This is a genomic window from Lentibacillus cibarius, assembly GCF_005887555.1.
GTDB classification, from domain to species: domain Bacteria; phylum Bacillota; class Bacilli; order Bacillales; family Amphibacillaceae; genus Lentibacillus; species Lentibacillus cibarius.
Genome location: NZ_VCIA01000001.1, coordinates 1,366,995 through 1,382,923, shown reverse-complemented (window position 1 = coordinate 1,382,923; position 15,929 = coordinate 1,366,995). Strand labels below are relative to the sequence as shown.

The following is a 15,929-nucleotide window of genomic DNA, read 5'->3' as shown; positions in this document are numbered from 1 at the left end:
GGAACAAGCGGAAGAAGAGTCCCGTGATAAGGCGGCTGAGTGGGAGGAGACGGAGCGGCTGTTGGCGAAGTATAGCGGGTGAAGGCATTACCTATTTTAATAAATTTGGTATCTCAATTCCTTTTTAAAGGATGATTTTCGGCAGCTGCCGAAAATCGTACAACATATAAGGACCATACCGTTCTAACTATGTTTAAAGAAATGATTGAATTTAGTGATCGTGAGGCGCAAGAATTAGGAATTGAAATGATTAAACATATCAATAAGGAAGGTGTCGAACAACAAGCATTAATCCGTATAATTATCATTGCTGGACGTAAGGAGGTGCAAATACACACGTGTCCTTTCCGACTTAAAACTCACTTGGTTTAACTAATCTTTATTATCGATTAGTTAAAATTTAAATTTAAGCAGCATATATTAATATTATTCAGAATATTAATTAAATTAAAGTGGTAGGATGTATAAGTGGATGAGGATATAAAAAGGGGGTGTCAATAAAATAACAAAAAACTTAAAAGGAAACGAACAATATAAATGTAGGGGGGCAAACGAATGGATGCAGATGTTGGAGTGATTGGTGTTGGAACTATTGGCAGTATGGCATTTTGGCAATTAGCTCAAGAAGGAGTATCCGTAATAGGATTTGAACAATTTGGGATTGGTCATGATCGGTCAGCTGCAGGTGGGGAGACACGCATATTTCGAACAGCCTACAAAGAAGGTGATTCTTATGTGCCGGTTCTAGAGGAAGCATATAATCTGTGGAGAAAGCTAGAAAGTGACACCAATAATCAACTCCTGACCTTGACTAAAGGACTTATGATTGGTGACCCGGGTTCAGAGTCTATTAAAAACATTTTTAAAAGTATTGAGAAATATAATTTGGAACATAGTATTTTAGACTATAGTGAAGCAAAGAAACATTACCCCCAGCATCATCTGTTACCAAATGAAATTATGGTTGTTGATTATAAAGCAGGATATATTAGTGCACAATATTCAATTATCTCAGCAGTAAAAAAAGCAGTGGAACTAGGAGCTATTCTAAAGTCCAAAACAAAAGTTGAAGAAATCGAGCCTGATTCAGATGGAGTAAGGATTGTGGCAAATGGAGTAACGTATAAAGTCGGAAAAGTGTTAATAACTGCTGGTCCGTGGTCACATGAATTGTTAAGGGAATTAAGGGATTATTTAGAGGTTCGTCGTTTAATTAATGGATGGTTTTTTTCAAAGGGTAAAATGGAAGATTTCGGCGAGGGTAACTTTCCGGTGTTTATGAGGGAAGTTAATGGAATTAGTTATTATGGTGTCCCAGCAGTGGATAACGGTATGGTAAAGATTGGACTTGCAGGAACACCTGATGATCGTATTCAAAAAGCTGATCATATTAACAGAAACATTAACATAGAAGATTACTCTCTATTAGTAAAAACCGTTAACAACTACTTTACCGGTCTCTATAAAGATCCTGCAAGAGTTAACGCTTATATGGAGACCTATACAAAGGATAAACATGCCATAGTTGGTAAACTGCCTGGTTATAATGAAAATGTTGTTGTTTCAACTGGTTTTTCAGGTCATGGTTTTAAAATGGCTCCCGTACTGGGGAAGATAAGTGCTAATCTCGTTATGAATCAAAAAGTGCCGTTCTCGCTTAGTAAATTATCCCCAGATAGATTCCTTAATTCAAAATCAGGTTAATGGAAATAAAAATATTTGCTTGTTAAGGGGGAAAAACATGAAAAAGTTAACTCTTGTTGTTCTGCTATTTCTTACGGTATTGACTGCGTGCGGGGATAAAGATGAGGCTGCCAGGGAAAATGGTGAGGACAATGAAACTTTGGTTGTAGGGACTACCCACGCTTCTCCACCAAATGCTTTTGTCGACGATGAAACAGAGAAAGTAAATGGTGTAATGATTGACATTATAAAAGAAATAGCGGAAAGAAATGATTACCAGCTCAAATTTGAGCCAATGCCGTTTTCCTCGCTTATTCCGTCACTTGACAGCAGTCGTGTAGATGTTATATCTGCGGGAATGGGGATTACAGATGAAAGAGCTAAGACTGTAAGTTTTACTCAACCTGTTTATGGATTTAGTGAAGCATTAGTAGTGCCAGCAGGTAATAAGGATAATATAAAATCACTAAAGGATTTAAAAAATCAGAGTGTAGGTGTATCCGCAGGAACTTTTTATCATGATTATTTGGAAGAATCTAATGTATCACTGGATGTGAAGGCGTATGATACAACAAGTGAGATGTTGCTGGACCTGACCAAAGGTAGAATAAAGGGAGCAATAAATGACACACCAATTGTACATTATTTGAATGAAAATAATTCTAAATATGATGTAGAAACTGTTAAAGAATATGAGCCAAATTTTAAAGTAGAAATTGGCGTTATTGTAAATCAGGAGAACGAAAAGCTGTTAAATGAGATTGATAAGACAATTGGGAAGATGAAAGAAGATGGGACATTAGAATCTATTCATGAAGAATGGGGTACTACATGGTTTAAAGAATAGTACTGTTTGGCTATTAGATAGTAGTGTCATTAATAGAGCAATTAATTATAAAACATCTAGTGCCATTTAAAGGCAGTCTCTGCATTAAATCACTAGATGTTTTACTTTAAATATTCCCGATTCATGGAGGATTAAAATGGATATTTTAACAAGCTATTTTCAGGACTTTCTTCCTACTTTATTTGAAGGAGCAGCTATAACGATTCAGTTAACAATTATTGCATTCATAATCGCATTAATTTTTGGTCTGATAGCTGCGTTTGGAAGACTGTCATCAAATTTATTTATAAATAAAATTTTTGGATTTTATATTAGTGCACTACGAGGTACACCTTTCTTTGTACAACTTTTATTTATTTATTTTGGATTACCTGACTTGGGATTGGAATTAACTGCATTTCAAGCAGCAGTTATAGGACTTGCGCTTAACCAAAGTGCCTATTTAGCCGAAATATACAGAGCCGGGATACAGGCGATTCCAAAAGGACAAATAGAAGCAGCGAAAGCCATAGGTATGAATAGCTTTGACACTATGCGCCGAATAGTTCTCCCCCAGGCCATAAAAAATGAGTTACCTTCAATTGGAAATATAGCAATTCTTTGTCTAAAGAACTCTTCCATAGCTGCTGTAATTACTGTTGGAGAAATAATGTATCAAGGTCAAATTCTTGCGTCTACTACGTTTAGACATCTAGAAGTTTTTACACTAGTAGGGATTATATATTGGGTTCTACACTATCCGCTTAGCTTGTTAGTGGACTATTTAGAAAAAAGGGGGAATGTAGGGAATGTTAAAGGCGTTAAACATTAACAAGTATTTTGGAAATGACCATGTCCTTAAAAGTATCAACTTTGAGATGGATCAGGGAGAAATAGTGGCAATAGTAGGCCCAAGTGGAAGCGGAAAAAGTACATTTTTAAGGACATTAAATTTAATGGAATATCCCACAGATGGAGACATATTTTTCAAAGGGGAATCAATATTATATAAAACAGTTGGTGATAGAAGTATCCAAAAAAAAGAGAAAGAGGTAACCCCAATTCGTACAAACATTGGTATGGTATTCCAAAGCTTTAATTTGTTTCCCCATAAAACAGCTCTTCAAAATGTTATTGAGGGACCGATTATTGTAAAAAGAAACTCAAAGGATGAAGCTATTAAGGATGGCAAATCTCTTTTGGGAAAAGTAGGGTTATTAGATAAAAAAGATCATTACCCTAGTGGACTGTCTGGAGGTCAGCAACAACGTGTTGCAATTGCTCGAGCATTAGCAATGAATCCGGACTTAATGTTATTTGATGAGCCTACATCAGCCCTGGATCCAGAACTAATTGGGGAAGTGCTGAACGTAATCAAGGATTTGGCCAAGGAAGGTATGACCATGGTGGTTGTAACACATGAAATGAATTTTGCAAGAAATATTGCAAATCGAATTATTTTTATGGATGACGGAAGAATTGTAAAAAATTCAACTCCTGAAGAATTCTTTACAAATAAACAGAATGAACGGCTTAATAAATTCCTGGCTAATATAGATAGGGAATAAGTCATCCCGGGGAAGTTAGGTTGCGCGCCTAGTATAGCAAAAAACACGGGAACGATTCTCATGTTTCATCAATAGAAAGTCCTGTGGAGGAGTGATCTCTTCAGGGCTTTTTTCTTTTATTTTTTCAAGTGAAGGAAATAACAACTTTCATAATGGTTAGCAAGGATAAAAATAAGTGATTATAGGACTAGTAATAGTGTATTGGGGGGAATCAAAGTGGGTGTCAGTACCGGTCTTATTTGTAGGTTCATCGTAGTGATCCACCTATTTAAAGTTCGGGTGCCTGTAACCACCCGAACTTTAGTCCCGTTCAGTAAACCTACTTATATTCTCCCAGCATATCGTCCACTTTATCACGGTGATTCTCAATCCAGTTATCCGCAAGTTCATCAAATGGAGTATCACTTTCTTCATGTTCGGCCATCATGTCCTCTAAATCTGTAATATCAATCTCCCATTTAGAAAGAATATCATAAGCAGCAGGGTGTTCTTTTTCAATTCCCTTATATGAAAGGACATAAATATTATCAAACTTAAAATGATCTTTTGGTTCATCTAAAAATTTCAAATCAAATCTGTTAAACATTGAGTGTGGTTTCCAGCCGGTAAAAACAATAGGCTCTTTATTATCAATACGTCGTTTTGCTTCGGCTATCATAGCTGTTTCACTAGACGTATTAAGTTCCCAATCATCCAAACCATAATCTTCATCTTCTAAAACCTCACGGGAAACTTTAACAATTCCTGCGCCGGGATCCATGGTTACAACAGATCCACCAAACTTATCTGCTCTACCTTTTAAATCTTCAATAGAGTCTTCCTCAACGTAAGTGGGAACGACCCAGCCCAACGGTGCTTCTTCATAACTTGTTGAAACTTTAGTTAAGTCGTCCCTATATTCCTCCCAAAGATCTTTTTCAGTATAAGGAAGCCATGCGTCCATGAAAAAATCAATTTCTTTATCTTTCATTCCAGTAAATATGATGGGTTGATCAACTACTTTTGATTTCACTTGATAACCCGCCTCTTTTAAAATCTTTTTGGCAATCGCGGTTGGAGCCATTGCACTTGTCCATGATGGCTCACCAAAAACAATTGTTTCTTCACTTAAGTCTGTTTTGTCTTGTTTTTCAGTTGTTTCCTTATCCGCTTCATTGTTAATATTTCCACAACCTGATAACACTAACAGGAAAACAAGAAGCGTTGGTGATAGTAACTTTAATAATATTTTATTCATAGTTATTCATCTCCTAATGTTTAGTTGTTGTTTTGTAGATTATTGATCTAATTGATTGAATACTGCTCGCATATTCTCTGGGGTGAATTGTAGTTGATCAGGAGCGGTTGAAATCCACACATTGTGTTCTTCGCCTTTTAGTTTCTTAATCATTTCGTTAGCGTTATAGATGCGAATGTTATAAACCCAATTTGCCAAAATCAAAATAGATGACATATGTGCGCCTTCATTAGTTGCAGCACAGATGTCTTTTACCAAATGAATTTTATAATCTCTGAAATAGGCGTCGTAAACACTTGAGAATAGACACCCGTCCGTAACGAAACCACCAATAATAAGGTGCTCTACACCAAGACTGCGAAGCATTAAGTCTAAACTTGTTTCATAAAAGCCACTCCAGCGATGTTTATCAATTACAATATCTTCTTCCTTAGGGCGAATTGCATCTATGACTTCAATGTCAGCTGTATTTGAAGCGTAGTAAATGGGGGTCCCATTCTCATTTATTGGCTCTTGATCAGGTAATCCAACACCATCAGCTCGACTGACATGTCTAGTATAAATAATAGGGATATTGTAGGAACGACATGCTTCAATAAGATTCTTAGAATTGTTAACAGCCTGCTCCAACCCTTCAATGCCAAACTCACTTTCCTTTTGTGTATCGATTAAGACTAACGCTGTTTTTTTAATATCCATTATACTTATCTCCTTTTTTTGGTTCATCTTCATCTGACAACGGAAGGTAATTGAATATTTCCCCAGTTTCTAGTGCATCTGTCAGATGTAGTGTCCAATCAAAATATACTTTTGTTTTATTAATTGATGCTATATCTTTCATAGCTTTTTCCTTTGCAACTTCAGACTGACCATTATTAGCAATTTCCTCCAAAGCAGGAAGTGATTGATTGTAAGCTTTAAGAATAATCTTTCTTTCTTGTCTTAACTGCTTTACAAAAAAATTAATGAAGTTTTTGAAAAAATCCTTTACGGCAATGTAATAATCTTTACGATCACCTTTTTTCCATACCTTTGTAATCATATCGGTATCTAAAAGTTCTCTTAACCCATTACTGACAGTTGCCTTACTCATTGCAACTTCATCTTTAATTTCATCAAGTGACTTTGGAGTTTCTGCAAAATAAAGAACGCCATAAATTCGTCCAATCGAGGGAGTTAGTCCATAAAATTCCATAGTTTGTGCAATGCCTCTAATTATGACATCTCTAGCTTCTTGAATTTGATCAAATTCATTTTCCAATTTTGTCATTCTCCTATTTAATATAGTTATTTCTATAAATATGTATTAAACAAATAAGCTGTTTAATACATATTAAACAAATGAAATTGTTAAGTCAAGTGTTATTATAATTCTGAACTAGTGATCATTCATCAACACATTTAATTTTAAAGCAATATTACTGAATTGAAACGAATACTGATTATCGAAGTAATAAATCTATTTAGATGCCGCTGTAGCATATTTAGAGACGAATATTGGAGAATTAGATGTAAAAGAATGAGGGTGAAGAATTACCTAAAACTTGCTACACCTATATATAAAATGATATTTCGGGAGTTATTTTATTAGCATTTGGCTTCCTTGTTGTTTATAGAATGAAACACGTGGAAGGTTCTTACGTTTCATTTAGAAACTTGCGTTGGAAATTTTTCAACTTTATCTTTAAAGAAGAATTTCCTGTTATGTTGGAAATATGTATGTAGAACGGTGTATTATTGGCCAAGAACAAGCAATAATCAAGCATTGGAAATAGTAGCTGCTGGTGGTCATAATGTGTTAATGAGTGGCCCGCCTGACTGTGGCAAAAGCTTGCTAGCCGAGTTATTTCCGTCAATTTTTCCTTCATAATTGTTCTTACCAGGGTTTTGTCGAATATAACAAAGTTTATTGTTTATATAACACTACATATAGTTATTTTTATATTTTGTATACTATACTTTGATTTTATGGTGTAAACATGATATTTTTGCAATAGAAAGAAGGGGGTGAAATAGGTGTCAATTGGCGAACGGTATCGAACAGGAGAAACTTCTATGGCAACAGCGTATTATGAATGGGATGGTTATATAGACGGTACACGAACACCACAACCCACAGCTGAAGAAAAGAAAATTAAACTAGAAAAGTATGAAACCTTTCCACCTATCAACTCGTGTGATAAAGGTGCCTATTGGAAGATGACGTCATATGCTTAATGAGGATGTGGAGTAGAGATTTTTTTCAATAGCTTACGAGCCTTCCATTTCTCATTTTTTGTCAAATAATACCGAATGGTGGATCGTGTTTCACACTTACAATCGAGTTTGGAAAGAAGAAGTGTCATGTTACATGACACTTTTTCCATGTGGGGATTGACTTTATTTAAAAGATGATAAACCTGATTTGAAACATGATCTATCAGTTATGGCAAGGATGCCGGACAGGCGGCTGAATCATTTGCCTTCCAATACATTCACACACATAAATGTTCGCTCCATCTGATTTTCTAATGATACGTCCGTTGGCAATTGCCGGAACAGGGGACAAATACTCTGCAGGGTCTTTTTAACCTTGCAACACTTGGTGCTAGAGTAAAACACAATTAAATAATGTCTTAGTCTTAATGTACAAGCTAGGGTTTGGTGAACTTTCTATTTATGGTACAATAGTTTTGCTAAGATGTTATTAACTGGATTTTGTTCGATTCAAAATCTCCCGACCTGTGAAATTTTAACCACCAATATAAAAAATAATGGATGGCTTCTTAGTGGGTTATGCGAAGGAATTATCTCTTTCTCAGTAGCAAACAGATTAAATCTATTATCGAAAATGGAGTGGTTTACAATGATTAATATAAGTGTAGTGTTAATTGCTTCGGCTTTTTGCCGGGAGTCCTAGGTGGCCAGTTTATATAGCCGAGCATAAGAAAGGATACAGCACCAAAATAAATTAAGTCGAGGTTAAGTTAGTTTGTTTCATGCTGTATCCTTTCACTGGCAACTACACAGCTCTGACAATTCATTGTTGGATTGTAGGAAAGATCTAACCTTCGGGTTGGTTCTTTCTTTTTTATTTTGACCTATTAGTAATAGTGACTCTAATAAGTGAGTTAAGGGAGAGTTGTTAATGGTACAGAGTGATCTTCATTGCGCAGAATGTAGAAAGCCTATAAACCAGTTGTGAATGCTTGTGTTGAATGTAATGAATTCAGTTCAACTAAGACTACTGTATCACAAAACAATGAGCTACTTGATCAGATATCAGCGTGGCAATTAGGAAAATTTAAATGCCTCAAGAGGCTTATCTAAAGAAGGAGCTAAAATATAAAGGTTGGTGCAAAGGGGGGGTTACTTGTGAAGGCTTTTTTCTTTTATTTGATTTTCGGCAGCTGCCTAAAATCGTCAATGGTGAGAGACCATTCAAGTATAAAATTTGTGGACCAGCAAATGAACCACAACATGAAACAACATGCGCCCCGGAGCATTATGCCAAAGGTGACGTGGCTAAGCCATTATTGAATAAAGAAGACAGTCACCCAGTGAAAATAAAACATGATAATACTGGAAAAAAGGTTGTTAGAAGAAGAAGAAATGAAAGAAGAATCGGGTTTATTCAGTCCATTCAGTGACTAAAGTATTTTGCTTTGCTCTTTTATATCGAGCAAAAAAGATACCTATGCATTTTTGATCTTTTATTGGTAGAATAAAAACAGATTATAGGGGGTGATTAAAATGGATTTCTGCTTTTTTGACAATGATGTATTGGATGAATTTAAAGTACCAGTTGTGGCCTTCAATGAAAACTTCTCTGACAGCAGAATGAACGAGTTGAGTAAATTAATGTTAATCAAGGACGATGTGAATATATCTGAATTACTAGTAGAAATACACCCAAAAAACATAAAATCAGCAATCAATTTATCAGAGAACATTGAAGGATTATTATTGTTTAATGACGATAAAAATAGCCTGTATATGTTACGTGAGAAGGATTCAGAAAAAGTAAAGTATGAGGAGATGAACCTGGATATTGAGGCTATATTCAAACATACCTTTGATGTTATCTATATTGCTGATGGGGAAGGAGTAACATTAAGAGTTAGTGAGGCAGCCAAAAAAATATGGGGGTATTCTCCGGAAGAATTAGAGGGGCAAAGTGTTTATAAAATGGAAAAAGAAGGTGTGTTTCAGCCTTCTGTTACTAGGCTTGTACTCAAGGCGGGCAGAAAAGTTTCAGCCATTCAAATCACGAAAACAGGAAAGAGGCTGATTATTCTTGGAATCCCGATTAAAGATGAAAATGACAATGTTATCAGGGTAGTGAACGTATCCAGAAATATCACGGAGGTTAGCCATCTGCAAAAGGAATTGCAGGATACGAAGTCATTGCTGGAAGGATACAGGGAAGAGCTACTCTCATTGCGGGAGAAAAAGGGTGTTCAAAATAGGTTAGTTTATCGTAGCTCGGCAATGAGAAAAGTAATTGCTATGGCCAAAAAAGCAGCGCCCAGTAACTCTCCGGTTATAGTAAAAGGTGAAAATGGCGTGGGAAAGCGTTTACTATGTGAGTTTATTCATAATTACAGTGAAAGAAGTTCAAACCCTTTTATAGTTGTAAATTGTGCTGCAATTACAGATAACATTTTTTTAGAGGATATAAATGTTACCGGCAGTGACGGAGAAAATAGTGAACATATAGGTAGTAAGGCGCATAATGGCACGATTATTTTTGAAAATATATCGGAATTAAGTAAAAAGTTACAAGGGGACCTGAAGGGTTTCGTCGAGCATATTCAGAACAATTCCAATTCAGCACGAATAATGGCCACTACGGATGTGGATTTATATAAGCTAATGGAAAAAGGTAAATTTCGAAAGGATCTATTTTTTCTTTTGAATGCCATTCCAATTGAAATATCTCCGTTAAAGGATCGGCGTGAAGATATTATTCCACTGTGCCAATATTTTGTGAGACAATTTAACGATAAACAGAGTAGTAATAAGTATTTCAGTAATGAGCTTAGGAAATTCATCGAAAGGTATGACTGGCCGGGTAATGTGAATGAGTTAAAGAATGTAATCGAGAACATGATACTTCTATCCGATGGCGAAATGTTAAGCCCTGAATTACTTCCAGAATATATAAGAGGATATCATGAATTATCACCTTCCATTTCCGTTAATGAACTAATCCCTATAAAGGAAGCCATTGAACTAGTCGAAATGCAATTGTTAAATAAAGCAAAAGAACGATATATGTCAACTACTAAAATGGCGGAAGTTCTAGGTATAAACCAGTCAAATATTAGCAGGAAACTACAAAAGTATAATATTTAACTTTTGTATGCATAAATGCATACTAGGCATGGTTATTGTCTTAACGAAGGTTTAATTAATTGAGTATATAAAATCTTTAAAAATCTATGCATTTATGCATAGATTTTTTTACTTATTTTATTGTTCAAAAAAATAGCAACGTTTACAATTTAAAAGGAAAGGAGTGATATTCATGCAGAAAAAACACAGGAACACGTTAGCGGTTTTCTTTATTCTTTATGCATTAACTTTTTTACCAAACTTAGGAGTGTTCAATTCACTAATCTGGATAGGACCGTTGCCATTGCCATTATTTTGGGTTTTGCTAATCAACTTGATTAATACTATTGTTGTAGTTTACGTTTATAAAAAATTCTTTAAACCGTTTGCTTTAAGAACTGAACAAGAGTTATTAGATGAAGAGAAAAAGGGGGAATAACATGGCTTCGACAACGACTACCATTATTGTACTTACAATATTTTTGATCATATTATTGTCCATTTCATTTATGGCTTCTCGTTCGAATATTTCTACCCCAGATGATTTCTATCTGGCGAATCGTGGTCTTGGAACAATTGTTATGGTCATGACGACAGGTGCTAGTTTCTTTAGCACATGGACATTACTCGGAGCAGTTGGTTCATATTATAGGGGTGGCGTTTGGTTTATTGCTTTTGCAGCTTGGGCAATTGTGCATGCGATGTTTATTTGGATTTTTGGTGCAAGAATATGGTACTTGGGGAAGAAGTACAATTTCGTGACTCCCGGTGAATTAATTGAAAAATACTATAAAAGTAGTACGTTACGTCTGTTATTTGCTGTAATAGGCATCATTGGTTTGGTTCCTTATATGTTGATCCAGGTGACTGGCGGTGCTTCAGCCTTAAACAGTTTGACGGGGGAAGAAATTCCATATTGGATAGGTGTTTTAATCATGGGTGCCTTCGTTGGTCTTATCGTAACGTTGAGTGGTGGACGAGGAGCAGCATGGGCTGACACATTTATGGGATTCTTCTTTGGCTTTGTACTAATTTTTATTACGGCAATCTTCTTTATGAATACTGGTGGAATAAATGCACTGAAGTCGATAGAGGATATTGCACCTGAGACTTTAACGAATCATGGCGATTTCTGGGGTATTTTTGATACGGCTCTTGGATTAGGCTTAGGTTATTGGGTGATGCCTCATATGTGGCAAAAATTCTACTCTGCCAAATCACCAATGATTTTGGCGAAAACATCAGTAATAACTCCATTTTGGAATTCATGGTTAATGGCCTGCGGAGCCCTGTTCATTGGAATTCTAGCACATTATCCTGGTTTGGTTCCTGGCATAACAGCTGCTAACAGTGATCAAATTATTCCGGTATTTTTCTCAAACTATGCTCCTATGTTTGGGTCTGTTGTGGTAGCAGCAATTTTGGCAGCTGGTATTTCAACTATTAACAGTCAGCTGCTATCATCAGTCAGTTTATTGGTAACCGATATTTATGTTCGTTTCTTTAAGAAGGATTTAACAATTAAACAAATAACTGTTATTGGAAAAACAGCTGTTTTAGCATTGACTGGTTTAATTGTTTTACTTTCATTCCTGCCGGCAGCGCAAGGTTTCTTAGTACCACTTGCTTCATTAGGGTTTGCTATCTCTATACAGCTTGTGCCCGCTGCAATAGGTCCTCTGTTGTGGAGACAAGCAAGCACAGTGGCTGCAATAGTAAGTATCATTGCTGGGGAGTTAGTTCTAACATTAGTTTATGTACTTGGTTCACCTCTTCCAATGGGACCTGCAGCATCAGGAATTATAGTCGCTAGTATTGTCTTTTTCGGTGGAAGTCTTCTGGATAGCAGGGAAACTTCGGCGATCCAAAACGAATTTCACGATACCCTTGTTTCAAAATTATATGGGGATGGAAAGAAGACAAGTAGTTATATAAAAAATATTAACTAAGATAAGGGGAGATTAAGATGAGCGAAAAACTGTCATATCCAAAAATAAAAGCAGCAGCAGTACAAATTTCTCCAGTTTTTCCGTTTAATAAGAAAAAAACAATAACTAAAATGCTGGAATACGTAAAAGAGGCAGCAGATAACTATGCGGATATTGCTGTATTTCCTGAGTGTTTTATCCCGGCATATCCGAATTGGTCCATTGATTTTAAGGAACCTTCAAGATGGGAAGAAGATTTGGCTGATTTCACACTTGAGTGTGTGAATATAGAAAAGGGAGATTTAAGTTCGCTACAAAAAGCTGCTAAAGAAAATAAGATCATAATTGTTACAGGTATTAACGAGGTTATCGACTATTATGATGGCGTTATCTTTAATTCACTAGTCACAATCGGCTCTGATGGAGAAATATTAAATGTTCATCGTAAAGTATTTCCTTCAAACAGGGAAAAGATGTTCCATACTCGAGGAGATGTAAACGGATTGAATGTTGTCGATACAGAAGCAGGCCGTGTTGGAGGACTTATTTGTTATGAGCACTTACAACCAATGCTGAAATATGGGTTAATTGCTCAAGGTGAGCAGATTCACTGTGCTTCATGGCCTGGGTGGCCAATTTTTGAAAACGGCCGATCGAATAAAGGAGTTATTGAAACAGCAAGCAAAGCCTATGCGCTTGAAGGGCAGTGTTTTGTGATTGCATCCTCATTTTATGTTCCCAAAGACGAAAAAGGTATTGATTCAATTGGTAATGCAAGCTGGGATTATTTTGGCGGAAGTGCTATTATCTCTCCAAGTGGTGAATATCTAGCAGGCCCATTATATGATAAAGAAGGAACCGTATACGCTGACCTTGATTTTAGTTTAATTCCGAAACGTAAAGCGTCTGTAGACGTAACCGGGAAAGATTCATATCCGGAAGGCTTTGACGTTAAATTTAATAAAAAAAATAGAGAACTCATTGACTTCTCGTCAGTTGAATAACTGGGTAAATAAATTGTGAATAGCAGTTGCCTATTCACAATTTATTTTGTTTCATTGAAAGTATTGAAACAACGATGACTTATATCGATTCCTCTTATGAAGAGCAAATGGAGGCGTTGAGGAAGATGTGGTATCGTTATTTGGTATATTGTGGACTAAGGGTACATGAAGTATTGGTAATAAAGATTCTCGATTTTAAAAAGCGTGTTATTCAGATTGCTGTACGAGAAGAAAACTGATCGCGGGATTCAAAATGCTGGCCGAATATGGGTGCTTGCCAGTATGGAAAACATCACCCGTATAAGCTAATTAACATAAAGAGTCCAGCAATCGTATAGGTATGATAGCTATATTGTCCTAGTTAGTACATAAATGTAAACGTGCGAACCTAAGTTTTTAATATGAGAACCTAAGCCAGATAATTAAGTTCAAAAGTGTTCCAATCCCTATATATACCAATGTACGTTTTTGTTATTGTCCCGAAAATCTTGAAAATTTACTTCGTTTTCGTGCGAACCTACTTCGTGAATATGCGAACCTTGCCATATAATCATTCATATTAAGACACTGAAAATCGAAAACAGCCCATGAAGCACTCAAATCACAGGCTTGTTTTCGTGCGAACCTTTAATGATTATTTGCGGACCTTTTTATTCGGAAATAATGAAGATATCCCCGGTAATAGTGGAAGACACTTAGGTAATAACGAAAAACCTCCTATTGAGAACGAAAGATTATTGAATATTGCAAAACCCGCTCGGGAAAAATCGAGGCTTAAACCTGAAAAACCAAGGAACTTGATATTATTATTATGTTCCACTCAATTTTTGACCATAAGAGGGGATGAACAACGAGGGAGCTCCTCCCCCTGTTTCTTTAGTTGGGGCAAGCGTTTGTGAAATGTTTCTTTTTTCCCGATAAAGCTTACTTTTGTGTACTAAAAAGTAAAATCATTTTTGAATAAATGAAGCATATCATGCCAATTATATATTTAAAGATGAAAGGGGTTTTGATAATGAGTGAGGTTATTGCCGTAGAACAAAGGTCAAATACCGCTGCAGTTGTCTCAATTTCACTAGCTATACTTGGATTCGTATTTAGTCTTATCCCGCTTTTTGGATGGCTTTTGCTGCCAGTATGGATCTTAGCAATAGTAATAGGTATTATAGGTTTATTTAAACAATACAACAGGGGGTTCGCAATATTTGGTATTGGGATAGGATTATTTACTTTTATTTATAAATTTTCTTTTCTTCAAGCATTATTTGGATAATAAATACTTTATATGTGAGGTTCCTGTGGTCAAGCCCCCCGTTAGTTTGGATGCCAGGCGCATAAACAATTTACGAACAATATTGAGGGAATTCAGCTTGAGGATGGCGCCGCTTTGCTGAACATCCCGTTTTAGTTTGCCGGAACACTAAGGCAGGGAGCCCAGCGCCTCTATATGCAAAAAAAGAACGCTTAGATGGGCACGGTGTCAGGTAACACAACTTCTCCACCTCAGAAGGAGTTTTTTATAGGTGAAAAGAGGCCATGAGAAAAGACCACTCCAATTGGAATGGTCTTTCTTCAAACCCCAATCGTTATGATTGGGTCTCTCTGATTGCGACGTGGCAATCTAAACATGTTATATCATATGCGGGAAGATAAAAATTATGTGCTTTAAATGAAACAGTAACCTATATAATATAGTCTCTCTGATTGCGACAAGGCAATCTAAACATAAATACTATCTAGATAAAGAATATCATGAATACATCATGTTGACAAGCGCTAAAAGATATTTTTGAGGGACCTTAAAAGCCCACAAATGGGAGTGTAGTGCCAGGCACTTTGACAATTCTGAATTGTGTGGGTGCCTGGCACGAATGTATAACATTAACAAATAATGGCAAGCTAAGTATAAAAAAGGAGAGTGCATCTTGACTAGATTCAAGTTCGTTTTCGTAGCGATTGTAACCACTTTTTCGCTAATCGCATGCTCGCAAAATAATGAGGAGACGGAAAACAATGAGGAGGCGGAAAACAATGAGGTGACGGAAAAATTAGACCAGGTAGAAGAAGACTTGCAGGGTGAATTAGATCGGGACTTATCAGCGGAATTATTAGAGGAAGAACACGTCAAAAGTGGTTACGTTGAGGATAATGACAGTATAGTAAAGATGGAAATTGAAATGGAAAAGGACACAGAGTCAGAAACAAAAGATCAATTGAAAGAGAAATATCACGAGAAGCTAAAAGAGAAGTACCCTGGTAAAAATTTGCGGATTACGGTCCGCTAGGTGCCAGGCACTTTGACAATTCTGAATTGTGCGGGTGCCTGGCACTTAGGGAAAGTCCTGTGGAGAGAAATCTCTGCAGGGC

At 36.3% G+C, this 15,929-nt stretch carries 15 protein-coding genes and 1 pseudogene; 13 read left to right on the top strand and 3 right to left on the bottom strand.

Annotated elements, in window-relative coordinates; genetic code table 11:
• Positions 1–555 precede the first annotated feature (555 nt).
• The 4 genes from solA to FFL34_RS06570 all read left to right on the top strand — a co-directional run bounded on the left by solA (position 556) and on the right by FFL34_RS06570 (position 4,077).
• Positions 556–1,704 (top strand): N-methyl-L-tryptophan oxidase, encoded by a 1,149-nt coding sequence (gene solA, locus FFL34_RS06585; protein WP_138602592.1) that lies wholly within the window; start codon positions 556–558, stop codon positions 1,702–1,704.
• Positions 1,705–1,741: 37 nt separating this feature from the next.
• Positions 1,742–2,530 carry a substrate-binding periplasmic protein gene (locus tag FFL34_RS06580; protein ID WP_138602590.1) on the top strand — a complete coding sequence of 263 codons (789 nt, stop codon included), beginning with the start codon at positions 1,742–1,744 and terminating at the stop codon, positions 2,528–2,530.
• Positions 2,531–2,666: 136 nt separating this feature from the next.
• On the top strand, positions 2,667–3,341 hold the full coding sequence (locus tag FFL34_RS06575; RefSeq protein WP_138602588.1) for an amino acid ABC transporter permease: 675 nt from the start codon (positions 2,667–2,669) through the stop codon (positions 3,339–3,341).
• On the top strand, positions 3,319–4,077 hold the full coding sequence (locus tag FFL34_RS06570; protein ID WP_138602586.1) for an amino acid ABC transporter ATP-binding protein: 759 nt from the start codon (positions 3,319–3,321) through the stop codon (positions 4,075–4,077). Before FFL34_RS06575 ends, FFL34_RS06570 begins: the two co-directional genes overlap by 23 nt.
• Before the next feature lie 319 nt (positions 4,078–4,396).
• Here FFL34_RS06570 and FFL34_RS06565 read toward each other — a convergent pair whose 3' ends face one another.
• Genes FFL34_RS06565 through FFL34_RS06555 form a run of 3 tightly spaced genes read right to left on the bottom strand, consistent with a single transcriptional unit; the run spans position 4,397 to position 6,584 of the window.
• The gene (locus tag FFL34_RS06565; protein WP_138602584.1) at positions 4,397–5,314 is read right to left on the bottom strand and encodes a glycine betaine ABC transporter substrate-binding protein; all 918 of its coding nucleotides are present in this window, start codon (positions 5,312–5,314) and stop codon (positions 4,397–4,399) included.
• A gap of 39 nt (positions 5,315–5,353) precedes the next feature.
• The gene (locus FFL34_RS06560) at positions 5,354–6,013 is read right to left on the bottom strand and encodes a cysteine hydrolase family protein (RefSeq protein ID WP_138602582.1); all 660 of its coding nucleotides are present in this window, start codon (positions 6,011–6,013) and stop codon (positions 5,354–5,356) included.
• A complete protein-coding gene (locus FFL34_RS06555; protein ID WP_411712307.1) occupies positions 6,003–6,584 on the bottom strand; it encodes a GbsR/MarR family transcriptional regulator in 582 nt (193 codons plus the stop codon). The genes FFL34_RS06560 and FFL34_RS06555 overlap by 11 nt, the downstream gene beginning before the upstream one ends.
• A 489-nt stretch (positions 6,585–7,073) precedes the next feature.
• Here FFL34_RS06555 and FFL34_RS06550 point away from each other — a divergent pair.
• The 9 genes and pseudogenes from FFL34_RS06550 to FFL34_RS06505 form a co-directional block, all read left to right on the top strand.
• Positions 7,074–7,178, top strand: a pseudogene (locus tag FFL34_RS06550) (ATP-binding protein); the annotation flags it as partial.
• A 152-nt stretch (positions 7,179–7,330) separates the two neighbouring features.
• Complete coding sequence (locus tag FFL34_RS06545) at positions 7,331–7,531, top strand: YjzC family protein (protein WP_206675977.1); 201 nt, start codon at positions 7,331–7,333, stop codon at positions 7,529–7,531.
• Positions 7,532–8,601: 1,070 nt separating this feature from the next.
• Positions 8,602–8,943: a hypothetical protein gene (locus tag FFL34_RS06535; protein WP_138602578.1), complete on the top strand. Its 342-nt coding sequence runs from the start codon at positions 8,602–8,604 to the stop codon at positions 8,941–8,943.
• Between the two features lie 103 nt (positions 8,944–9,046).
• On the top strand, positions 9,047–10,651 hold the full coding sequence (locus FFL34_RS06530; RefSeq protein ID WP_138602576.1) for a sigma 54-interacting transcriptional regulator: 1,605 nt from the start codon (positions 9,047–9,049) through the stop codon (positions 10,649–10,651).
• 172 nt (positions 10,652–10,823) lie between these two features.
• Entirely contained in the window at positions 10,824–11,069 is a 246-nt protein-coding gene (locus tag FFL34_RS06525) for a hypothetical protein (protein ID WP_138602574.1), read from the top strand.
• 1 nt (position 11,070) lies between these two features.
• Complete coding sequence (locus FFL34_RS06520) at positions 11,071–12,579, top strand: sodium:solute symporter family protein (protein ID WP_138602572.1); 1,509 nt, start codon at positions 11,071–11,073, stop codon at positions 12,577–12,579.
• Between the two features lie 17 nt (positions 12,580–12,596).
• Positions 12,597–13,562, top strand: coding sequence for a carbon-nitrogen hydrolase family protein (locus tag FFL34_RS06515; protein WP_138602570.1), 966 nt, complete (start codon positions 12,597–12,599; stop codon positions 13,560–13,562).
• A 1,015-nt stretch (positions 13,563–14,577) separates the two neighbouring features.
• Positions 14,578–14,835 carry a hypothetical protein gene (locus FFL34_RS06510; protein ID WP_138602568.1) on the top strand — a complete coding sequence of 86 codons (258 nt, stop codon included), beginning with the start codon at positions 14,578–14,580 and terminating at the stop codon, positions 14,833–14,835.
• Positions 14,836–15,487: 652 nt separating this feature from the next.
• Positions 15,488–15,847, top strand: coding sequence for a hypothetical protein (locus tag FFL34_RS06505; protein ID WP_138602566.1), 360 nt, complete (start codon positions 15,488–15,490; stop codon positions 15,845–15,847).
• Positions 15,848–15,929: the final 82 nt, after the last annotated feature.